Here is a 22749-nt window from a genome sequence, read left to right as displayed (position 1 = left end):
CTCAGGTGTTCGTCTAGCAAGACATTATGTCGGCGTGAGAATCCGTTTCGGCTCCTTTATCTTTCTTTATTTTCGGTCTTTAGTCTGGCTCCTGCCACAAGGAAACGAATAGGAGCTGACCATGCGTTACATATTGCGGACCGAGGGGCTGACCAAGGTCTTCGGCCACGGACAGCGGGCCGTCGACCAGGTGTCCCTGCATGTTCCTGAGGGCGGAGTCTACGGGCTCCTGGGCCCAAACGGGGCCGGCAAGTCCACCACACTGAAGATGGTTACAGGCATGTTGCACCCCACTGGCGGATCGATGATTCTGGACGGGCACCCCTGGTCGCGCCGGGACCTCTACGACATCGGCGCCCTGATCGAGCAGCCGCCCGTCTATCCCAACCTGACGGCCCGCCAGAACCTCAAGGTGCGCACAACCCTCTTTGGCCTGCCCGATGAGCGGATTGACCAGGCGCTCTCCATTGCCGGACTGAGCGATACAGGCTCCAAGAAGGCCGGACAGTTTTCCCTGGGCATGAAGCAGCGCCTGGGGATAGCCAACGCCATTCTGACCAACCCTCGTCTGCTGATCCTGGACGAGCCCACCAACGGGCTGGACCCGCTGGGGATCGAGGAGCTGAGGGGGATGATCCGCAGTTTCCCGCAGCAGGGGATGAGCGTAATTGTCTCCAGCCATATCCTCTCCGAGGTGTCGATCCTGGCGGATCACATCGGCATCATTGCCGACGGCCGCCTGGCCTACGAGAATGAACTGCACGCCGGGGAGGACCTGGAAGGGCTCTTCATGGATGTGCTCAGGAGGTCGCGATGAACGAGAGGAACCTCAACGAACTCATCCAGCAGGATATGGCTACTTCAGACGCTCGAGCCGTGACAAAGGCTAGAACGCGGGGAGGAGGCATCCCCTTCGGCAGAATTCTGGCGGCGGAGATCATGAAGGGCAGATCGGCTGCACCTAGGCGGATGGCTTTGGCCTTCCCTCTGGTGCTCATTGTCATCGTGGCTTGCTTCGCGTTCGGACTGCACATCTGGATGCCCTCCTGGGTCAACTACTGGTATGTTCTGCTCCTTCCGGCCATGACTGCTCTGATAAGCGTTGCCGTGGCCAACATCGACGGAAAGCAACGGTGGAGGACCACCCTGTCTCTGCCTGCAGCGCCCGTTCTGGTCTGGTGGGCCAAGATCGTCTACTGTCTGCTTCTAGTCGGCCTTGCTACCTTGCTGGCTCTGGGTCTTTCGGCAGTCATGGTCGCCGTCTCCAGGGTCCAGGGCCCCTCCATAGTTGATTTCGTAGTCAGCGCCCTGATGCTGGTCCTAGCATGCTCCTGGATGATACCGACGGGACTGGCGCTGACCGCCCGGTTCGGCGTTCTGGTCGGATTCGGCCTGCCTTACATGGTGGACTTGCTGGCCTCGATCACCTTCTGGGGGAACCAACGGCTCTGGCCCTTCCTGCCGCCCGCTGCCATGATCAACCTGCCGGTGCCTTTCATGAAGGTCATGCCTGATGGCGTGCCGCTGGAGACCGAAGACAACAGTCCGATCAAGGCTGCACTGTCTGTCTTCGGCGGGCAGAGTCTGATGGCCTTGGTGGCCTGTCTGGTCTGGTTCCTGCTCCTGTCCATCCTGACAGGAATCTGGTTCTCACGAAAGGAGACCGACTGACATGACTGGGATGACAGTTGGCCGTGTCGTAGCCTCGGAAATCGTGCGATTGCACGGATCTGTGCTTATTGCCATCCATGTCGTCTGCGGACTGGCGGCAGGACTCGTCTGCGGTGCCTACTTCGCCGCAGCCCCCTATGATCCCGGGTTGGAGACCGATGCCTTCTTTCAGGTCCTAGGCGCTTTCATGCCCCTAATGGCTGCCATCGTAGTTGCCATAAACATCGAGACTGAGCGTGAGGCCGGCGACATGGCCAACCTTCTGGGGATTCCCAGCCGCCGTCTGGGTCTGGCAGCCAAGGTCCTGGTGCTCTGGCTTCTGGGTCTGCTGGCTCTGGCCCTGGCGGCTCTGGCATTCTGCCTGCCCATGGTTCTGGCTGGCGGACTGGGCGCACCAATCCCGGCCGTCGCGCTCGCCACCCTGGGCATGGCCGGTGGCTCCCTATGCCTCTACCTTTTCTCCATTGCCCTGGCCCTGAGCTTCGGCCGGAACGCGACCATCGCCATTGGTGTCCTCGGTACCGGAGTATCCATCAGTTCCCTCGGTGGCCTCTTCAACGGCCTGTACAGCCGTACCCTTTCCGGTGCCGCCAGCACTCCCGGGATCAGCCAGTGGATACCCTTTACCTGGCCTACCAGGTTCGGCTCCCTGGGGATTGAGCAGGCGCTGGCCTTGACCATGCCGGAAGGGAAAGGTCTGCGTGCTTCAATCGGCGTGACGGCTGTGGATAATCTGGTCCCCTGTCTGGTCCTCACCCTGACCCTGGGCCTGGCCCTCCTGCTCTGGATCGGCAGGTTCGAGGATCGGCGCAAGGTCAGCGATTAGACTGGATTACAGGGCATCCGGTCCGTGAGAAATCCGTCCTGCAGGAAATCAAGCTTGCAAGAATCCTGGCCCACAAGGTGTTCATTCTCAAACGCGGCTGGGCCGAGTCGGCAAGCGCAGAAAAGGAGCCAATCGTGGCTGACGTGCACGCCGAAGATTCCCGTGGGGACAATCGGCATCGGGCCTCCATCCTGGTGGTGGACGACGATCCAAGGATCACCACCCTGCTGATGGCCGCCCTGTCCAAGGACGGCTATGCCGTGACCGTGGTCAACGAGTCAAGGAAGGTCGTAAGCATGGACCTGGCTTCGGTCGATTTGATCCTCTGCGATGTCATGATGCCTCACATGGACGGCTTTGCGCTCCTGGCTGCCATCAGGGAACGGGTGTCCTGCCCGATCATCTTCCTGACGGCCAAGACCGACGAGGACAGTGCGGTCCTGGCCTATGGCCTGGGTGCCGACGACTATATACGCAAGCCTTTCGGCATTGTCGAACTTCGAGCCAAGGTCAGGGCGAGGCTGTCTCAGGGCAGTCGGCGCGGGCGTCCCCTCCTGCATTTCGGACCCTTGGACATGGACCTTCAGGCGCGACAGATCAGGGTGGACGGGCGCAACGCCAATCTGACGGATGCGGAATACCGCATATGCGCCCTGCTGGCAGAACATCCCGGTCGGGCCTACGCGCCCATGCAGATATGGGAGGCCTGCCTGGCCGCAGAGGATGACCCGGCCGCCGATGATATGGACAGCGATGCCACGGCTGCGGTAAGAGTGCATCTGAGCAATGCCCGGCGCAAGCTCAAGGCCCTGGGGGTGGACCCCATCAGGACCATCTGGTCGGTGGGTTACCAATGGGTGGCCTGACCGACGGCGTGCCCGAATCGCCCAGGGAGCAGAGCGTCGACGACAAGGGCCGGCCGAGCCGCAAGGGAATGCCCATCGTTGTGCTGATCATCAGATATTTTCTCTATGTGCTGCTGATTCTGGCTCTGTTGTTCGCCGGCATTTATATGGTCTGGATAAACCTGGGGGCTAGGGGTGACTTCTTCTGGGCCAACTATGGCGAGCAGCATCTGGAGAAGGTCGGGCAATCCATCGGCCGCTCAACCACTATTGACGAATCTGTGATTCCCTCCGCTTACTGGTATCGGACTTATGACCATCAGGGGCATCCTACGGGGGGAGATATGAAGGGCGGCATGGCCAGCGAGGCCGACCAGCTGGCGGCCGACCGTTGGAAGCACAGGGCATCTAAGTCATCGGAAGAGCAGATAAAGAAGACAGGAAGGCCCCTAGCTACTCGCGCGAAGTCGGATGCGACCTACGTCGTCTATGCCACAGCCGATGGGAGGCCATGCGTCCTGGCCTATCGGGTTCAGCCGCAGTGGGCATCCAGGCAGGACCGGGACCGCTATCCCAATCCCCAGAACCTTCTGCTCGCGTCTTGCGGGGCGGTCCTGCTGATCACCCTCCTGCTGATCGGGTTGCGGGCGGCCCATGTCATATCGTCCAAGCTCAAGGTTTTCAACCAGGTGGCTGACGACATAGGGCGGCAGGATCTTGACGCATCCCTGCCCCGCAGCAACGTGCTGGAGATCAACCGGGTGCTGGGGTCCTTCGATAGGATGCGCGCCACGTTGAAGGAATCCCTGGAGAAGACCTGGATGGCCCAGGAGTCCCAGCGTCGGCAGGTGGCGGCCCTGGCACACGACCTGAAGACGCCGCTGACCATCATGCGAGGCAATGCAGACCTGCTGGGGGAGACCGGGCTCAGCCGGGAGCAGCAGTCCTACCTGGACTCCATCGAGGATGTCATCCGTGAGATGGCTGACTATGCGCAAGCCATCAGCCAGGGTTCCGTGGGCACGGCTTCAGGGCGATCCGGGGTTATGGCGGTTGCTTTGAAAGATGTGGTCAACAACCAGGCCCAAGGCTACCTGAATGCCCGGGGGCTGCGGCTTGAGAGCGATGGCCGTCTGGATTCCGCCGCCGGTCACATTTCCGGTGATGCCGCTGACCTTGTCCGAGCGATCATGAACATCGTTGCGAACGCGGCTGACTACTCGCCGGACCATGGCCTAGTGACGTTGACCTGGAGGCTGGAGGGTGGTCAGGAGGGCGGGCGAGCCCTAGTGGTGACCGTGCGTGACCGGGGTCCAGGTTTCAGCAGCCGGGCTCTGGCCCATGCCACGGAATGGCTCTATCAGGCTGACAGCAGTCGGCACGGCTCCAGCGGTCACCATGGCATCGGCCTGGCTGCAGCGCGGTCGACTGTGGAAAGTGCAGGAGGCCGCCTAATCCTGGCCAATGCAGCCAGTGGCGATGGCGCAGCAGTCACTGTATCTTTGCCAGTGCAGTGAATTCAGTGGAGCTGATACCGGTCACAGCAAACTCAGTGTCCAGTTAAGAATTGCGCAGTGGTAAAGATTAGGAAATAGTGTTAATCGTGGGCCAATAATTATGAAAACATCAATTGTTTAGCAATCGCTTTAGTAATTGATTACTAAAGTTCACCATTCTTTGGCAGATCTGTATGTTACAGATAACAGAAAGTATCAATCCTTAGGGATCTGCATGTAAAAATCAGATGACGCTGAACAGAGCGATCTGTCGCTGGAGTAGGCGATAATAGCACAGGGAAAAAGAAATGAATCCCGAGGTCAAACATATTCTATAGCGAAAGCCTGATCGACGGCAAAACGGTGGTTTCGGCTTGCATCAACGGCAGACACATAGGCGAAGAGGCCTGTCTACTGCAAGACAGCAGGCATCAGCGCAGGCAGTCATACCCGATCGGAGATGCCGATGCCCGTATGACGCCTACGCAGCTGTATGAAATTGAAACTATTTGAGATGACCGGAGGAGCCTCGAGATCGTCGTCAGGGCCTGGCATGAAAATACCGTAATACGGTTCAAAACGCACGGCCGACATGGAATATAGGTGCCGTATCCTCTTCTTTCTTTTTGTATCATCCTATCTGGTATGAGAAGCTCAGAGCGTACGTCATGTATCAGCCCACGCCCACTCGTTTAGGCTATTAACCAGCGGTCTGATGCCCGGTCCGGCTCCTTAAGCCCGTAGGCGATCAACATCGTCGTGATCATATAGTCATCAAAAAAACAGATAGCTGATTGACTGTGCGGAACAGCGAGGGTCATGTCTTGAAAATGAGCAATTCCAAGATTTATTCCTGCGTGCCCTGTATAAGTTTCACGTACTGTACTCCCCGCTAAACTTTACTGCTAGGTATCCCATGATCAGTCTAGCAATGACTGCATATCATGCCGGAAACCAAGCAGCCAATATATTTCATTAAAGATATCTTTAGAGGGCAAGACGATAGTTTGAATCGTCTGTTCCTTTGTTGAGGTGAGAACCTTGCTGCCGGTGGATCGTATTGTCCGCGCATATTTATATATAGCCAAATAATTCACATTGGTATCAAGTTTATTAACAGCAATACATATAGGAGAGTAGGATTGGCAGACAATATTTTCCAAAGGAAACCATTGATAGTTCTATTGGCCAAAACTATGATTCTATTTTGACGAAGCGATTGATTTTATTCTCTGTGCCGCCATGACTATTGTCTGCTCCGGGGAATTGGCATGAATGACTTGTGCGACGAGCTCCTCGTTTTTAGCGTCTAAATGGTATGTTGTTTCGTCAAGCAGCATGATCGGCCGCCTTATGGACAACAGCCTTGCCAGGGCCAAGCGATAGCGTTCACCGCTACTCAGCAATACACCGCGTTGCCTACTGGGGTATCCAATCCATCGAAGGTGTCTCTCACTTTGGCGTGAGGTTCACCTTATTTAGGGCATTCCAGCAGCCTTCATCGGATACGCCGTTCTTGTTCATCGCCAAATTCGTTCTGGAAGAACCGGAATATATGGGGGCATCTTGTTCTACATAGCCGATCAGAGAACGTACATAAGAGGAGCTGAGAGTTGAAATATCAATGCCATTAAAGAGAACATGGCCATGATTTGGCTTATAGAATACCTTTATAAGGGCCAGCATGGTTGATTTGCCCGCTTCGGATGGTCCGACTATCGCGTAGACGACGCCGCCTTTCATATGCACACCCGCTTCATTCAGTTGGAGCCCGCCACGATTGTTCCGTGCGTCATCATACGGAATATCAGCATGGTCAAGATCGATGTCAATCTGATCGGAGTTGGTGACCTTCCTTTGGACCCTACTGGATACTGCTCATGCTGATGTCGCATCTTCGGTCGGCATTCTCATTATCGCTTGAATGCTGGAGTTCGCGCCCAACGCTCTGAACAGTCTGCTATATGTCGAAGAAAGTGTCGCCATAGGCGTGGGCATCATTTCTAGGTACATAGAAAAGTTACCAGTTGCTGAACAGTCATCACTCCTTTGGCCACTTGGAAAGCGCCGATTCCCGATACAACCATCAGGCACAACTGCATTAAGGCCATTCCTGATGGCCATATCAGTGACTGCTTCTTTGAAATTAGACGACCGGATGTGCACGCTTGCCTGGCTTCTCGCCGATTTTATTGGTCTCACGCTCCGTGGCGTCGAAAACCCTGATCCTTTTCAAACTCATCAAAGCATCAGTGGCTGCAGACGTCATATCTCCTATGGCCGTTTGAGCCCCTCTGGAGCAGTCTCGTAATTTTCCGGATAAGACTACCAGTAAACCGACAGTAACAAGACAGGTCGAAAGAGAGATAACGAACATGACGGGACTGATTATGACCATTCCCACACACGCGCCTATGAACACCAGTAAAGTGCCAAACACTTCTGGCAATTATCGGTCAGCAATCGCTTCAGTTCATTTGTATCAGATGAAATAATAGAAATTACGTTGCCTGTATGCGACTGGTCCAGATCTTTGAACGGCAAATGCAGAATATGCATTACTAGAGACCGTCTCATATCGTTCAACAGCAGGTAAGCGTCAAAAGAAGTGATTGCTGCGCCGGACAGAAACACTCCTGCCAACGCTATTAGAGGGGCACTGCGGATCGCATGTTATGCTGCACGCGTCCAAGAATGACATTGACAAGCTGTGGCTGAGCCAGATTTAAGAGGGCGCTCGCTATACTTAGCAGACTAACCGTGAATAAAACACCCTTATGGATTTCAAAAGGCGGGGCACGTCTATCAAAGATGCGGTTTTCTCATTACTATTCCGCTTGTGTGGCGACATTTTCGTCCTTTGTTGGGGGTGGTTACTCACCGACTGCACGTGATATGACCCTCACAGAATCCTCGGAACGCGCGCACAGCGCCTGCACGCCTGTGACGAGGGCGCCTACGACAATAGCGAGGAGTGCGATGACCGCCCAATATCCCCATTGAACGCTTATCTTTGCGCTTCCCAGATATCGTTGCAGCATGAAGGCGGTGCCGCAGGTGCTGAGCAGTGTGATGACGAAGGCGAGCAGCACCGAGGTGACCATCGAAATGAGACCATCGAGGGCTCCCAAAATGCGCAACTGTCCGGTACTGGCACCGGATACGTATGTCAGCGCCAGATCCAGGCGTCGCCCTCGTGCGGTGATCATCAGTCCGGAGATTGCGCCCACCAAAGCGATGATGAGCGCAGGGCCGAGCATGGCCATCAGGTTCGTCAGCATGTGTGGGTTCACGTTCATGGAATGGCCGTTACTGGCGAAATTCTTGAGGCTGTCGGTCAGCGTATGCAACACACCAGAGAAAGTCATGAGCAACGACAAGCCGGCCGTCATGGGAATGATGGTCGCGTTCTGTCGTTGGATCCTCCCAACGGCCTGCTGCCTAGCGAGTTTCCAGGTGCTGAATGGCAGGGGGAGAAGATGCGTCCATCCTTTGGTGAACCAGTGCATGACATAGGGAGCCAGAACAGCCAATGCGAAGATCAGGAGGAACATGCCTCCCATGGAGAACCCAATGAATCCTGTCACTCTGGACTCTATGGGATTCCTGCCGGAAATGTGCGTGGCGAGCTCGCCAGAGTCTATCTTGCGTGTAGCTGTCCCCGGGATGATGAGCGCGCATATCGCTCCCACGAGCAACGATGCGCCTAGCAGAACACGGAATGCGTTCACTTGTCTCGGCGGGTTTTGTGACTGCCGAAGCGCCTCTATCGGCCTGATCTTGGATAGTGTGCGCACGGTCAGCACTGTGCCTGCAAGGACGGCGACTCCGGCAATGGCCAACCCAGTGCCGATGGATGCCAGCAGCTGGGTTGCTTGATACGTCAGTTTCAGCTCGAATGCTCTGGCCAGGAGGTCGAACAGATATGGTGCTGCCAGCGGCGTCAGGAGGGATGACGCTATTGCTGCCAAGATGAATAGGACGATGATGATAGCCAGATTCCCGAAGAGCAGCTGCCAGGGCGTGGCGCCTTGAAGGACCAGCAATGCTAGTTGGTGCCTGCGCTGGTTCAGAGCGGCGGTCACGACCCACAGCATCACGAACACGGCTATGACCACGCTGAACAGCATTGCTGGGCCGGAAAGGTTGGCGCCTAACCCGGCATCCGGTCCGTGGTAAGCGGCATCAATAGCCCTGCGCGCGGCGACGATAGTGCACACAGCGGTCTGGGAAACGATTAGTGACAGCCATACGCCGGCCCATACGGCCGGGGCTGCTTTCAGATCAGAGAGTGCGCCCCTCATATGCGGGCCCCGCTCTCCGTATCAGCGTTCAGCACGTGGCCATCACGGACCTCAACGATCTGGTCGCACTGTCCGGCTACCTCTCCACTGTGGGTCACTATTACTACGGTCCTGCCCGCATCCATAGCCAGGCTTTTGAACACCTGCATGACCTTGGCGCCAGATTCCTGATCCAAGGCTCCAGTCGGCTCGTCGGCGAAAATGATATCTGCATCGGAGAGCAGCACTCGTGCAAGCGCGACACGTTGCTGCTCTCCGCCTGAGAGCATCGTCACGCTCCTTTTTTTCTCGTTTGCCAATCCGAAGTACCGCAACATCTCATCCGCTTTTTGCTTGGGGAGTCGACGGCCGCGCAGGGTGAATGGCAGCGCGAGGTTCTCCTCCACCGTCATGCTCGTGATCAGGTTGTAGGATTGAAACACGAATCCCAGATGTCGACGCCGAAACCGAGTGAGCGCGGACGCTCGCATATGTGTGATGTCATGCCCTAGAAGGGAGATGCTTCCGGATGTCGCACGTTCCAACCCCGAAAGGCAGTACAGCAAGGTGGACTTTCCGCTGCCTGAGGGGCCGACAATCCCCGTGATTCTTCCGGGCTCAGCATGGAAGTCGACATGGTCGAGGATGGTGATCGAATCATCCTTCCTCGGAGTCACCGTCATTGTCAATCCATTTGAACTCACTGAAGCACCACTCATCACCGTTCTCCCATCATCGCCGTTCTCGCGACTTATAAATCTTCATCAGAATATTGCTATGGATGCCATACAAGGATGGCGCCCATAGACTTACATGACTGTTGTCCCTGCCGTCATCAGGGCAAAAATGACAGCCCATGCCATTTTGGTGAATGCGTCATCGCAGTGGCATATTTTTGTGGATTAGCTGCAGGTCCATCAACTCCAGATATTATCATGCCCACCGCCGTGGCATGCAAATATGCTGACGCCGCTATGATGAGCGGCTTCATCATTCATGGCGATATTACTATTCTGCAGATCGATAATGTTGTGCATTTTGTCCGTCTCTCTCCTCTCTTTCTCGTGTTTAGTGCTATTTCCAATGGTGTCTCCACTGAAAGGATCGTTAGGGCAGACGGCTGGCAAGAACTACCATGGTTGGCCTATAAGACTATTTACTGCTCAGATAACGCCAGCTGAGCCTGTCGAATAATCACAAGAGGGTCTTAAATAGGATTCTCAGGGCAGATAAGGGTTTTTATGCCAGATGAGCCCAAATTGATTAAAGCTTTTCTAATGAAGATCTAGTATTTTTTTTGGGGGGGGGGATTCGGCAACTAGGGCGCTGCCAAGTTAAGTGCAGCAAAGATACCGTCTCTGTCATGAGACAGGCCTGAGAATGCATACTGAAGCAAAGGCCTTGACGACTTCGGCCGTGTTTATGTATATTATTGGTTCAACTTGGCAAGCATCCACGCAGCGTTTTGGTCTGGCCGCCTCTGATTTCTTCCAACGGGCCTCTGAAGCGTTGACTACTCCGTGGCATAAGCAGGAGAGTGGCATGACTGGGTTGACCAGCGATCCCAAGCATGAGAAATCGACAGATACCGGCGTGATCCCGACTGCAGGGCAGGGCCATGAGCAGAGGCGCAGAGTGAATGGCCCCGTCCTCAAGGACCCTTCTATAGTAGGTGTCGATCAGGTTGCCCTTGCTCTGAATGTGGACCCCGACCGGGGCCTGGATGAGGCCGAGGCGGCGCGTCGGCTGGACAGGTTCGGTCCTAATGAGCTGGCTGGAGCGCCTCCCGTTCCTGCATGGAGGGAATTCCTTCAACAGTTCAAGGACCCCTTGGTCTATCTGCTTCTGGCAGCCACGGCCATTTCGTTGGTGGCCTGGGTGGTGGAACGCTCACATCCGGCATCAGGAGGCGGGGAGCCCCTGCCCTTTGATGCCATCGTCATCATGATCATCCTCATCCTTAATGCCGCCCTGGGGTACGCTCAGGAGGCTAAGGCCGAGCGGGCTGTGGATGCTCTGGCGAGCATGACGGCCCCGCACGCCTCGGTGCTGCGAGGCGGCCGGGTGGTCAGCCTGGAGACCAGCAGGATCGTGCCTGGTGATGTAGTAGTCCTGGCTGAAGGCGATTCGGTCGGCGCCGACGGAAGACTGTTCCAGGCCGCGGGTCTGCGCGTGGCCGAGGCATCGCTGACCGGCGAGTCGCTGCCGGTGGGCAAGCGGCCCGGTCGGCTTGACCAGCCCAAGGCTCTGGGTGACAGAACCAACATGGTCTTCAACGGCACCGCAGTGACCCAGGGGAACGGGCGCATGATCGTCACCTCTACTGGTATGGACACCCAGGTCGGGAAGATCGCCGACATGCTGGCTGATACCCAGGAGGAACCCACGCCCCTACAGAAGGAGATGGCCCGCGTCTCCAAGCTCCTCGGACTGGCCGTCTGCTTGATTGCCGCCCTGGTTTTGGCTGCTTTGGCCCTGATGGAAGGCTTTCAGACAACCCAGGATCTGATTGATTCCCTGCTCATGGCCGTATCTCTGGCCGTAGCTGCTGTGCCGGAGGGGCTGACGGCCATCCTGACTGTGGTTCTCGCCCTGGGCGTGCAGCGCATGGCCAAGCATCATGCCATCGTCAAGAAGCTCAGCTCGGTGGAGACCCTGGGATCGGCATCAGTCATCTGCTCCGACAAGACAGGAACTCTTACACGCAATGAAATGACCGTTGAACGGGTGGTCGTCCCCTCGGGTCAGGTCAGGCTCACTGGCACCGGGTACGCTCCGGAGGGAACCATGCAGCCGTTCGAGGCCAGTGGGTCAGATGATCAACAACTGACAGATACCATTGGTTCATCTCTGGCTGAGGCAGTGGAAGAGACCCTGATGGTCGGGGCCATCGCCAACGACGGAGACCTGCATTGGCAGCCGGTCGAGGCCGAACCTGATTCCCAGGCCCAGTCTGGATCCGGGCAGGGTCACTGGCAGAGCGTCGGCGATCCCACGGAGGTCTCTCTGATTGTCGCCGCTCGCAAAGTCGGCGCTGATGCCAAGGCTGACGGCTACCGTCGTTTGGCTGAGATTCCTTTCACGTCCGAGCGCAAGCTCATGTCGGTCCTGGCCGCTCCGCGTGACGGCAGCGAAGGGCAATCGCGTCTCTTCTGCAAGGGTGCTCCCGATGTGCTGCTCGGCCGGTGCGCCCGGATTCTCGAAGACGGCCAGGTCAGGCCTATGACTAGCGCTGACCGGGAGAGGATACTCGCCCAGGTCAGCCAACTGTCCGGCGATGCCTACAGGACTCTAGGACAGGCTTTCCGGCCTGTATCCGGTCAGGAACTGTCGTCCCTGACCGAAGATGACAAGGGGGAGAGGCCGTCAAGCACGATTGGGACAGGCCAGACGGACCGTTTGTCTAAGGAGACTCAGCGTGCTTCCGCAGTTCTCCTGTCTGCGGACAAGGTAATCCAGGAGAGCGCCCATTTGGAAAGCGATTTGATCTGGGCGGGCATGGTCGGCATCATCGATCCGCCTCGGACTGAGGTCCGCCAGGCCGTGGCTCAGGCTCACAGTGCCGGCATCAGAACGATCATGATCACTGGCGACCATCCACTCACTGCGGCCAGGATCGCGGGTGACCTGGGCATCACCGAACCCGGCGGCCCCGCCTGCACCGGCGAGCAGCTGGATGCCATGGATGCGGACCAGCTTCGGGAGACCACCTCCAAGGTCTCCGTCTACGCTCGCGTGGCCCCCGAGCACAAGCTGAAGATCGTCGAATCGCTTCAGGACCAGGACAAGGTCGTGGCCATGACCGGCGACGGCGTCAACGACGCCCCTGCTGTAAAGGCTGCGGACATCGGCGTGGCCATGGGCATCACCGGGACCGAGGTCACCAAGGAGTCGGCCAAGATGATTCTGGCGGACGACAATTTCGCCACCATCGTCCAGGCTGTACGAGAGGGCCGGGGCATATTCGACAACATCCGCAAGTTCCTGCGCTACCTGCTCAGCTCCAACATGGGCGAGGTTTTCACGGTCTTCGGGGGCGTGGTCTTTGCGGGTCTTCTGGGCATATCGCAGCCCGGCGTGGCGGGCGTGACCGTGCCGCTCCTGGCCACTCAGCTGCTCTGGATCAACCTTCTGACCGATGCGGCTCCCGCCCTGGCCATGGGAGTGGACCCGCAGAGCGACGATCTGATGGGCCGTCCGCCCCGGTCCGTCGACGACCGGGTGATTGACCGGAACATGTGGGTCGACATCGTCTATATCGGCCTGGTCATGGCCCTGGTGACCCTGATTGGCATGGACATGCATTTGAGTGGCGGTCTCTTCACTGACAGGTCGGTCCAGGCGATCGGCCATGAGGCGCAGATGCGTGAGGCGCGGACCATGGGCTTCACGATCCTGGTCTTCGCCCAGCTCTTCAACGCACTGGCCTCCCGCTCCTCCCGCAAGTCGGCCTTCCAGGGGCTCTTCAGCAATCCCTGGCTCTGGGGCGCCATCGGCATCTCCATCCTCCTGCAGCTTCTGGTGATCTATGTGCCCTTCCTGGGCGAGGCCTTCGGCACTGTTCCCCTCCAGCCTCAGGCCTGGTTGGAGTGCATCGCCCTGGCCTCCCTGGTCCTTGTGGCCTCGGAGCTGCGCAAGCTGTTCAACTGGGCGATCAGACGGATACGGGCATAACATCGCTTCTTCCTGATGCGGCGACCGCACTCACTGCCGCTGCATTAAGTGAGGACACAGTTTGCGCCCTACTTCATCTTCCGCAAAGCCATTGTGGATCAGCTGTGTAGAGCCAAGGCTGTTGTTGCTAGGGGGGAGCGAGCGCATCCGTGTCCGGCATCATTCTCGTTCGGGCGACTTTGGTTGTAGCAGAAGACCGCTTCGTCAAAGTTGGCTTGGAAGCATGAGTAGTCGGAATCGCCCAGCGCAGCATGAAGCAATGGATGCATGCTATTGCTGTCAGCTATGTGCATTGATGCCTTACCATGCACTGCAATTTTGCATTAAAGTAAGAAATTGTCTGTAATTTTGCACTTTAATGCAAAATTACAGACAACAAGGAAGGTGGGCTCCCATGGAGAAGATGTCTCAGGTTACGGTGCGTATATCCGATGCAGACAAGCAACAGGTAGATCGTATCGTGAAGGAGCTTGGTCTGGATATGACTACGGTCACCAGAGCCTTTTACAAGCAGATCATTCGCGAGCAACGGGTGCCGCTCGACTTCAGCCTGGGTCTGCCCGCCGAAACCGAGGACGCCTTGGAGGAGTCGCGCCTCCTAGCCATAAGGGGAAATACTAAGGGGTACACCACAGGAAAGGACCTGGTGGATGGCGTGCTAGCAACTGCTGGCGTGGACCAATGAGGCTCGCGCTGGTTCCCACCGGTGCTTTCGCGAGAGATCTGAAACGCATGGCTCGCAGGCACGTTCCATTAGAGCCGGTCGAGGAGGTGCTAGATTTGATAGCAGAGAATTCCGAAGCGTCGCTCCGTACTTTGAAAGCGCATCATCGAATGCACATGCTGCAAGGTTATGCAGCTGTGTATGAGTGCCATGCAGGTAATGCCGCAGATTTGCTGATGGTGTGGCATAGTGAGGGCGATGCCGCTTATATACTGCGGTTAGGCTCTCACGATCAAGTGCTGGGCAGGCGCGGTAGATACTGAGCTTCAACAAATGGATCATGGCTTATATATCAGTTGCCTAGCCCACCCTTGCACAGGTTGATGGTCTGAATGGATGCTGTATCAGGGTGTAGCCACTTGGGTATTGCGGCAGATACTCGTGTTCTCGTGGGATCAATCTTTTATGGAGCATAGTGACTGGTATAAAATAATCGGCAATCCAAAGTGCCCACCGTGGGATTCGAATCGAGAACCCACGACTTATGGTATTTAAGGGTTTTCCTATTACATTGTTATTCAGACGGTAGCTGTTGCTGCTGCTATATTGGCCCGTTTAACCGGCCTTTTATGCTTAAATCCGGAACGTTTACGGAAGAAGCCTCAATGGAGTTTTGTCTCAGCGGCAGCCGCCGGAATCTTGAATTGCCTGGCTGGATCAGCGGATAGTATTAGAGGAAGATATAAGATATAAGCAACCTGTCGCTTAGATCAAGGGTGAATGCGATGCGCTCATTCTTTACCTGGTCGCATGCATCGAAGCGCCTTCCTGATAATCCAATGGACATAGTGCCGGCCGTCAAACCAAGAAGAAGAAACAGCAGCCAACGCCAGTGGAAGCTGTGTCTAAGGTGCTTGTACACCCAGATCCATGGGTCAGATTGCTGGTGAGATTATTCGCTGACGCTGGTCTACGAAGAACAGAAGCAGTAGCGGCCGGGACAGAGGACTTTATCGACGATTTCACGGGCAAAAGAGACAAGGAACGAGTGGCCCCACTGAGCACAGCATTTGAGAACGAACTTAAGCGCCTGCCGAAAGGTTGGACCTTCCCAGGTCAACTCGAGGGGCACTTGTGTGGTGATACGGCGTACCGACTGGTGAAAGATGCTACCGGCTCACTCTCGACCAAGAGAATCGAATTCCGACTCCCCAACAGAACGCAGAAGCCTAGAATACGTAAGTGGTGACCGATACTTGGATTTTTATAAATTCAGTCCTGGTCACCACTCTTCCGCCATCTTCGCATGCCAACGATTTTTACCATTAATTGCGATCTTTGAAATGCTTAAATAGAGATTTTTCCTTTATGCTACAGGCGCCGACAGCAGTTCCCGCTGTCATGCCGAGAATGGTAGAGCAAATCGTAGGTAGCAAAGATGCCACCAGCACTCCTGATATATCTGTAACCCGAATAATCTTTAGAACAATAATTGAAATTGTAAGAGTCAAACATACCGCCATGAGCGTGCACAACCCATATTCAACCATGAGCCGGAGCACCATCGAAGATTTAGGCTCACCAGCATGCAGATAACCAGAATTCTCCAGCTTGCGTCTACGACATACGGCAACCCCAAAGACAAAGCACAGAAGCAGGGGCGCGAAAATTAAAGGTCGGGTCAAACGTGAGGTGAACTCAGTATTCGGGTCAAACTTGTCCCCCATAGTGTAATTTACTTGCTCGGTTTGGGCGTTACCAGACGTTTCAGAATACTGCAAAGCCTGATTCAAAGTCCTGGAAATACTCTTCGGAGGCCACACAGAAGCCCAGCACTCATCATAAGCAGACGGGGTGATTACCGGTACGAGTGCAGCAAAGCCAAGCCTAGTGTCTCTACCGTCTTCTGGCCACTGATAGATGCCCGCAAGTTTCATAGAGCCAGCAGTTGTATCTACTTGTGAGCCTATATGTAAGAAAAACTTATCAGCTAGTGCTTGTGAAAGCCAAATACCTCCAGTCGTGGCAGAGGATTGTTTCCCGCCAGTAATAACTGTGAGGAAGCTTTGTGATACCTCATAAGTGTTAAGCGGACTTGCCTTCGACAAAGTCAACCGTATAGGAGTCGCTTTCCGCAGGCCACCCGCGGCTTCAATTCCGGTATTTTGAGGCAATGCCAGGCAAGCAGCGGGTTCAATCTGCTGCTCTGCCTTAATTACATAGACGTTAGAGAGGGAGCTCCTGTATGTGCGTGCTTCTTGTTCAATGCTCATAACCTGGCGGCCGTCGATTCCAGCGCACGCTGCAATCACGCAAGTGAGTATGAATAAAGTCGATAAAAACTGCGACATCCCGCTGTTGATATTCCGCCAAGCTTCTCTGAAGGTCTCACGCAAGCGCATGCACACCCTCCTCTGCAAGCGGCACATGCTCCTCAAGGTTGAGCACCCGGTCACAAGATTGCCATACGAACGGATCATGTGTTGCAATCACAACGGCCATACCCCTGTCAGCCAGAAGTCTGAGACTGTCCGCCACTTGGTGGGCAGACCTCATATCCAACTGAGCAGTAGGTTCGTCTACCAAAAGCAAATCAGGCTCACAGCAGATTGCCCTGACTAGCATAAGCCGTTGAGCCTCCCCACCAGAAAGATCGCAGAAGAGAGATTCGATCCTCGTTTTCAAACCGAACTCAGCAAGAGTCTCTTCCGCCTTTTCATTTGCCTGTGGCCTTGGCATACCGTGAGCAATGAAAGGGAAACTAGCTATATCTCGAACTGTTCTGTATTTAGGACCGTAAGGGTTTTGGAAAACCCAGCAAACTCGCGAACCTTTGCGGATATCTACTCGCCCGCTGTATGGCTTTTCCCAACCTGCTACCAGAGATAGCAAGGTCGATTTGCCTGAGCCGGAAGGTCCGGTTACAGCCAAAGTCTGACCCGTTTCCAGCTCAAAATTAACGTGTTCATACAGTAGATCAGTCTCAGGGAATCGGTGAGACACATCCTCCACTTGTACTATCAAAGCTCCTAGCGAATTGCTACTCATTGAGCGACCTTGCAAGAAGTTGTATTGATAGCTGATCCAAGATTGACAGATTGCAAAGACTTAGAAGAAGATGCCATGACGAACCCGCCGTTCGAACCCAAAATTGTAATCCTCCTGGCCTCAGAACCAGTTTGTACACATGCATGGTCATCTTGGTATGCAAAGACAGCTCCTACAGGAATTTTAAAAGCTTTTACTGGATTCTCTAGTTGTATGCTGCCATCAACCCCGGCTGCAAGGGCATCATGATTGCCAGAGATCGAAGCAAACTCGGGGCTGGCAGCAATAGTATCCAGAAACGCTTTATCCGAGCACAACCCTTCTTGCGATATGGCACCGCGCTTACCAAAGAGGTTTATCACGTGATTGCCTGGAGCCAATGATTCAGGCATTTTCTGTACGCGCACAGCGCTCAAATGACCCTTTACAAGGCCTAATTCTTGTTCTGCCTGCGATCCGAGCGTTAACTTCCACTCTCCAACTTGAATCTTTTCCGCAGGCAACCACACTACGTGCTCAAGTTTTAGTGATCCCTCGTCCGCCAGTCCCTTCTTGGTCTGCACATCTAATAGAGCCGCATGCATAAACCTATCAAAGATCTTGGGCTTCGACGATTGCACGGCATACCCCATGCGAGACAGCTCCTCGCGCAGCGCTGCCACATCGTCTCCTTGGTCTAGGGGGCCTAAATCACGATAGAAGGGCAAAGAGGAATGGATCGCCAGAACTGGTACATTATTGACTGAAAACGGGGAACTGCCAGAGGTAATTTCGCCGCTTCCCTGAATGGCCGTCGCAGTAACCATGCCTGAACCACTCCATGACAGAGGTGTATCAGCCGCAAGATCAAAACTCACTTTCACTGGATGAGAATCTAAAAAATTTTCCGTCGTGACAGGAGCCTTATCAGTCGATTCTACCGGGGCTAAAGTCTGAGGAGTAAAACGTGATGCCATGACTATTCCAGCGGCACAACCTGCTCCTATTAGAACAATGACAGCTGCTAACAATATGAGCGCAGAAGTGAACCTACCTCGTGATTTTTTGAAATGTGGAAGATTTTTCATGGATTATCGACCCCATTTACGCTCATGTTCAAACCCCCCAAAGAAAGACAATACCGCGCCTGGGATCCTTGCTTACCTGCTACAGGAAAACCGAAAATTTCTTGAAGAGCGCGCTGATCATTATCATGATGAGCCTGCAGAATTTGGGCTGACTCATTGAATTTTGCCGCTGTATATGTTTTATCTGCAATCCCCGCATCCATCAAACATTGTGCTGCCAAAATTCCAGTATCTTTATAGCGCTCGGGATTATCCTGCTGGTCGCGGAACAGACTTTCAATTGTATCAGTCGTGTGGGCAGAACATGAAGTGACCTGCTTAAACCATTGCTTACTATCAATGTTTGGGTCTAAGGTCTCTGAACTCTTATAAAGTCCATCGGGCATCTTGGTGTCGTGCTCATCATATCCTGCATTAGCCATGCACTCCAGATATTTGTCGTGGGCAGTTTCATAGTCAGCAGGATCAATACGACCTGTTTTTACAGCACGATTCAGCACATCTCGCTCGAAGTCATCCAAATCCTTACGTGAGGCTGCTGATTTGAACATACTCTCCAGAGACTCAATGCGCTCAGCGCTGCTCTTCTCTTGGGCCAGAGACCCACTGCGCTCAGTGCTGCTCTTCTCTTGGGCCCGATTCTGAGTAGACTTCTGGCCGCCACAACCACAAAGTAAAGTCATAGAGAGCATAACTGCGAGAAGCACAACATTTTTCATAAGTTTATGCACACGCATCATGAGTACCTCCCTGTAATACCAGCATCCGCATTCCAGGGTGCTGAAGCAGTGGGCGTTATTACAGGACCTAAAGTCAGAACAGCTACCATCGAAGCGATTGTGCCAAGAACCTTATTTTTTCGAGTTGTCATCTTGACACCTCTTTCATAAGAGACCATCGTTTATATTGCCGATACTGGCATATACTGCCGCAACAACTCTGTCGCCAGTAGTAAAATCGTAGCATTTCTTTCCGCCAATAGAATGGCGCATGGCGATGGAACCCGCCCAATGCGAGCCAGCAGAAAAAGTGCCCCCCGTGGGATTCGAACCCACAACCCACGACTTAAAAGGACGCTGCTCTAACCATTGAGCCAGAGGGGCAACATGGCACAGTATACCTCATACTTGGCCGACGGCACATCGCGACGGCCTGTCCACCGGATGACCCCATCGGGCCGGGTCTCCACCGGCCGACCCTTTCGATTGCCGGACTCGTCGCTGCCTGAAGTTCGGCCCGTCCCTTTGCTAGTGTGGTGCAGGAGTACACCGCGTTGAATGACCATCACGGGACTTCGGGGAAAGGTTGAAGCCTCTGCCGACGGAGCGCAAGACAAGGAAGACAAGCACCATGCTCACACATCACCCATCCACATTCACCCCTCTTGACGGGACTTGGACCATGACAGCCCTCAACCCCCAAGCGGCGCCAGAGGATCTCCGCGATCGCCTGGCCAATGGGGTCGAGGCCCGAGTACCTGGGGAGGCGACCATGGACCTCCTCCGTGCCGGCCTGATCGGTGATCCCTATGACGGGGACAACGAACAGGCCCAACAGTGGATCGGCGATGTGGATTGGCGGTTCACCTGCCGGTTCGACTGGCACGACGACGGTTCGCAGCGTCACGACCTGGTGGCCTACGGACTGGACACGGTAGCCGCACTGGAACTCAACGGCCGACCGGTTGGCAGCACCCAGAACGCCTACCGCTCCTACCGGTGGGATGTGCGCGATCTACTCAAGGAGGGTGGTAACACGCTGGTCGTCTCCTTCACCTCCCCTGTCCGCGAGGGGGAGAGGCGACAGGCGATTCTGGGTTACTACCCTCATGACAACCACCCCTTCAACCAGCTCCGGAAAGCGGCCTCGTCCTTCGGATGGGACTGGGGAATCGACGTGGCCAATGCTGGAATCTGGCAACCCATAGGCATTGATTCCTGGTCCGGTGTCAGAATTGCCCAGGTTCGCCCGCTGGTAGATGTCGACGACCAGGGCGAGGGCCTGCTCACCGTGGATGTGGATTTGGAACGCGCCGGTGGTCGCGGCAGATCCGGTATCGATGAGACGGCCCGGCCTGGCACCCAGTCTGGTGGGATACCCGTGCGGGTCCATCTCGGTGGTAACGGAGCCGACATCCAGGCGTGCTCTTTCCTCAAGGCTGGGGCGGACACGGTCCGCCTGGTCCTCAGGGTGCCGGATGTGCAGCTCTGGTGGCCCCTGGGCTATGGTGACCACCCCCTCTACACGGTCGATGTCACGGCAGGCCAGGAGGAGGCGGCCGCCGGGTCCCATGAATCCCGTCCCCAGGCCATGTGGACAGGCCGGGTGGGTTTCCGCACGGTCAGTGTGGATACAGCGGCTGATGAGGACGGCCGTCCCTTCCGCATATCCGTCAATGGAGTACCGGTGCATGCCCACGGTTACAACTGGATTCCCGACGATGCTTTCATGACCCGGATGAACAGGGATCGCTACCAACGCCGGATGGAGGACCTGGTCGAGTCCAATTCCAACATGGTCAGGATCTGGGGAGGTGGATACTACGAGTCCGATGACTTCTATGACATGGCGGACGAGAACGGGGTGATGGTCTGGCAGGACTTCATGTTCGCCTGCGCCGCCTACCCGGAGGACCCGGATAACTGGTCAGAGGTTGAGGCAGAGGCCCGGGAGCAGATCGGTCGGCTATCCCCGCACCCCAGCCTGGTCGTATGGAACGGATCCAACGAGAACTACACGGCCTATGCCGACTGGGGCGGGTTCAAGAACGCTCTGGCCGACCCCTCGGCTGCCCCCAACGCGTACGGCTACGGGGAACGCCCTTGGGGTGATGGATACTATTCCGATCTTTTCCCCCGTCTGTTCGCACAGCTGGATCCGACCAGGATCTACCTGCCGAGTTCCCCGATGAGTTTCACCAAGTACACCTCGCCCAACAAGGACAACGATGGGACCGTGCACATCTGGGATGTGTGGAACAACAAGGACTACAGGGCCTACAGGGATTACAAACCCCGCTTCGCCGACGAATTTGGATACCAGGCGCCTCCTGCCTGGAGCACCCTGACCCGGGTGGTGCATGACAGCCCCCTGGACCCCTTCGGCACCCAGATGCTGGTCCATCAGAAGGCCATCGATGGCAACATCAAGCTCTCCCGGGGCATGCGTTCCCACCTGACTCCAGGTGACTTCTATGACATCAGCTACGGCGGCGTGGTCAACGGTCATCGTTCGGATGGGCCACATTCCTGGCTGATTCCCAGTGACCGCTGGGAGGACATTGAGGACTGGCACTGGGCCTGTCAGCTGCAGCAGGCACAGGCCATCCGATTCGGGGTGGAGTACATGCGCTCGCTGGAGCCGGTGAATGCCGGCACTCTGGTCTGGCAGCTCAATGACGACTGGCCGGTGATCTCCTGGGCGGCGGTGGACTATGACGGGCATCGCAAGCCCCTCTGGTTCGCCTCGCGTGATTTCTTCGCTCCTCGCCTAGCCTCCATTCAGCCCGAGGTCTCAGAGGAATACCGGACTGAGCACAGTTGGGCTGGCATGCCTGTCGCCCCCGACCAGCTGGCCCTGGTCATGGTCAACGACACCCGTCAGGCCTGGGAGGGTCAGTGGCGGGTGGAGCGCCGCCGCCTGGATGGAACTGTTCTGGCCAATCAGATCGCCCGGGTCTCTATACCGGCAGGGGGACAGGCGCAGGTGGTTCTGGAGGCTGCCGTGGCTACCTTCGGCGACCCTGCCCAGGAGATCCTCGTGGCCAATTCCGACCAACCAGGTTTTGCTAGGGCCATTTACAATCCGGCAGAGGTCGTCGACCAGGCCCTCCGACCCGACCCCCTCGAAGCCTCTATTGAGGCAGAGGATTGCGGCTACCAACTGACCCTGACCGCTCGGACATATGCCCGTGACGTCTTCTGCATGGTGGACAAGGTGGACCCTGCTGCCTCAATCGACGGCGGCATGGCCACCCTTCTTCCCGGGGAGTCGGTCGTCTGGCACATCACCTCGGCTCCTGTGGACAATCCTGAGGCCTTCTTGTCTCCCAAGGTCCTGCGGACAGCCAACGATTTGCATCGTCAGCAGTTGTGAGCATCCTTCCGAGGGGAAGGTGAATGGTGTCCCCTCCGATTCATGCTTCATGCGTGTCAATTCCTTTCGTAGTAATTGTG

At 55.8% G+C, this 22749-nt stretch carries 19 protein-coding genes and 1 tRNA gene; 10 read left to right on the top strand and 10 right to left on the bottom strand.

What is annotated here, in order from left to right; all coding sequences use genetic code 11:
* Window positions 1-121: 121 nt before the first annotated feature.
* The 5 genes from H3V09_RS06415 (at window position 122) to H3V09_RS06395 (ending at window position 4859) form a co-directional block, all read left to right on the top strand.
* The gene (locus H3V09_RS06415; protein WP_121912853.1) at window positions 122-817 is read left to right on the top strand and encodes a lantibiotic protection ABC transporter ATP-binding protein; all 696 of its coding nucleotides are present in this window, start codon (window positions 122-124) and stop codon (window positions 815-817) included.
* Entirely contained in the window at window positions 814-1671 is an 858-nt protein-coding gene (locus tag H3V09_RS06410) for a hypothetical protein (RefSeq protein ID WP_121912854.1), read from the top strand. Before H3V09_RS06415 ends, H3V09_RS06410 begins: the two co-directional genes overlap by 4 nt.
* Before the next feature lies 1 nt (window position 1672).
* A complete protein-coding gene (locus tag H3V09_RS06405; protein ID WP_121912855.1) occupies window positions 1673-2497 on the top strand; it encodes an ABC transporter permease in 825 nt (274 codons plus the stop codon).
* Between the two features lie 134 nt (window positions 2498-2631).
* A complete protein-coding gene (locus H3V09_RS06400; protein ID WP_198191226.1) occupies window positions 2632-3363 on the top strand; it encodes a response regulator transcription factor in 732 nt (243 codons plus the stop codon).
* A complete protein-coding gene (locus tag H3V09_RS06395; RefSeq protein ID WP_121912856.1) occupies window positions 3351-4859 on the top strand; it encodes a HAMP domain-containing sensor histidine kinase in 1509 nt (502 codons plus the stop codon). Before H3V09_RS06400 ends, H3V09_RS06395 begins: the two co-directional genes overlap by 13 nt.
* A gap of 1181 nt (window positions 4860-6040) precedes the next feature.
* Here H3V09_RS06395 and H3V09_RS09195 read toward each other — a convergent pair.
* The 5 genes from H3V09_RS09195 to H3V09_RS06370 form a co-directional block, all read right to left on the bottom strand.
* Window positions 6041-6244, bottom strand: coding sequence for a hypothetical protein (locus tag H3V09_RS09195; protein WP_183122206.1), 204 nt, complete (start codon window positions 6242-6244; stop codon window positions 6041-6043).
* Between the two features lie 46 nt (window positions 6245-6290).
* Window positions 6291-6587: an ATP-binding cassette domain-containing protein gene (locus tag H3V09_RS09085; protein WP_198217313.1), complete on the bottom strand. Its 297-nt coding sequence runs from the start codon at window positions 6585-6587 to the stop codon at window positions 6291-6293.
* A gap of 397 nt (window positions 6588-6984) precedes the next feature.
* A complete protein-coding gene (locus H3V09_RS06380) occupies window positions 6985-7278 on the bottom strand; it encodes an ABC transporter transmembrane domain-containing protein (RefSeq protein WP_024627011.1) in 294 nt (97 codons plus the stop codon).
* Between the two features lie 433 nt (window positions 7279-7711).
* On the bottom strand, window positions 7712-9142 hold the full coding sequence (locus H3V09_RS06375; protein ID WP_144177820.1) for an ABC transporter permease: 1431 nt from the start codon (window positions 9140-9142) through the stop codon (window positions 7712-7714).
* Window positions 9139-9804: an ABC transporter ATP-binding protein gene (locus H3V09_RS06370; protein ID WP_229281577.1), complete on the bottom strand. Its 666-nt coding sequence runs from the start codon at window positions 9802-9804 to the stop codon at window positions 9139-9141. Before H3V09_RS06370 ends, H3V09_RS06375 begins: the two co-directional genes overlap by 4 nt.
* Before the next feature lie 111 nt (window positions 9805-9915).
* On the opposite strand from H3V09_RS06370, the gene H3V09_RS06365 reads away from it, so the two are divergent.
* From H3V09_RS06365 to H3V09_RS09190, 4 genes are all read left to right on the top strand, one after another.
* On the top strand, window positions 9916-10302 hold the full coding sequence (locus H3V09_RS06365) for a hypothetical protein (RefSeq protein ID WP_144177819.1): 387 nt from the start codon (window positions 9916-9918) through the stop codon (window positions 10300-10302).
* 454 nt (window positions 10303-10756) lie between these two features.
* On the top strand, window positions 10757-13795 hold the full coding sequence (locus H3V09_RS06360; protein ID WP_415873506.1) for a cation-translocating P-type ATPase: 3039 nt from the start codon (window positions 10757-10759) through the stop codon (window positions 13793-13795).
* Window positions 13796-14189: 394 nt separating this feature from the next.
* The gene (locus tag H3V09_RS06355; RefSeq protein ID WP_198191228.1) at window positions 14190-14480 is read left to right on the top strand and encodes a type II toxin-antitoxin system RelB/DinJ family antitoxin; all 291 of its coding nucleotides are present in this window, start codon (window positions 14190-14192) and stop codon (window positions 14478-14480) included.
* Entirely contained in the window at window positions 14477-14782 is a 306-nt protein-coding gene (locus H3V09_RS09190; RefSeq protein WP_015022586.1) for a type II toxin-antitoxin system RelE/ParE family toxin, read from the top strand. Before H3V09_RS06355 ends, H3V09_RS09190 begins: the two co-directional genes overlap by 4 nt.
* 1002 nt (window positions 14783-15784) lie before the next feature.
* Here H3V09_RS09190 and H3V09_RS06345 read toward each other — a convergent pair.
* The 5 genes from H3V09_RS06345 to H3V09_RS06325 all read right to left on the bottom strand — a co-directional run bounded on the left by H3V09_RS06345 (window position 15785) and on the right by H3V09_RS06325 (window position 19677).
* Window positions 15785-16861 (bottom strand): hypothetical protein, encoded by a 1077-nt coding sequence (locus H3V09_RS06345; protein ID WP_198191229.1) that lies wholly within the window; start codon window positions 16859-16861, stop codon window positions 15785-15787.
* On the bottom strand, window positions 16848-17507 hold the full coding sequence (locus H3V09_RS06340) for an ABC transporter ATP-binding protein (RefSeq protein WP_198191230.1): 660 nt from the start codon (window positions 17505-17507) through the stop codon (window positions 16848-16850). Before H3V09_RS06340 ends, H3V09_RS06345 begins: the two co-directional genes overlap by 14 nt.
* Complete coding sequence (locus H3V09_RS06335) at window positions 17504-18574, bottom strand: hypothetical protein (RefSeq protein ID WP_198191231.1); 1071 nt, start codon at window positions 18572-18574, stop codon at window positions 17504-17506. Before H3V09_RS06335 ends, H3V09_RS06340 begins: the two co-directional genes overlap by 4 nt.
* A complete protein-coding gene (locus H3V09_RS06330; protein ID WP_198191232.1) occupies window positions 18571-19314 on the bottom strand; it encodes a hypothetical protein in 744 nt (247 codons plus the stop codon). Before H3V09_RS06330 ends, H3V09_RS06335 begins: the two co-directional genes overlap by 4 nt.
* A gap of 290 nt (window positions 19315-19604) precedes the next feature.
* Window positions 19605-19677 (bottom strand) — tRNA-Lys (locus tag H3V09_RS06325).
* Window positions 19678-19924: 247 nt separating this feature from the next.
* Between H3V09_RS06325 and H3V09_RS06320 the strand changes: the two genes are divergently transcribed.
* Window positions 19925-22669, top strand: coding sequence for a glycoside hydrolase family 2 protein (locus H3V09_RS06320; RefSeq protein ID WP_198191234.1), 2745 nt, complete (start codon window positions 19925-19927; stop codon window positions 22667-22669).
* Window positions 22670-22749 lie beyond the last annotated feature (80 nt).

This window comes from Bifidobacterium sp. M0399, from assembly GCF_016100595.1.
Taxonomy (GTDB): Bacteria; Actinomycetota; Actinomycetes; order Actinomycetales; family Bifidobacteriaceae; genus Bombiscardovia; species Bombiscardovia polysaccharolytica.
This window is presented reverse-complemented; position numbering and strand designations above follow the sequence as displayed.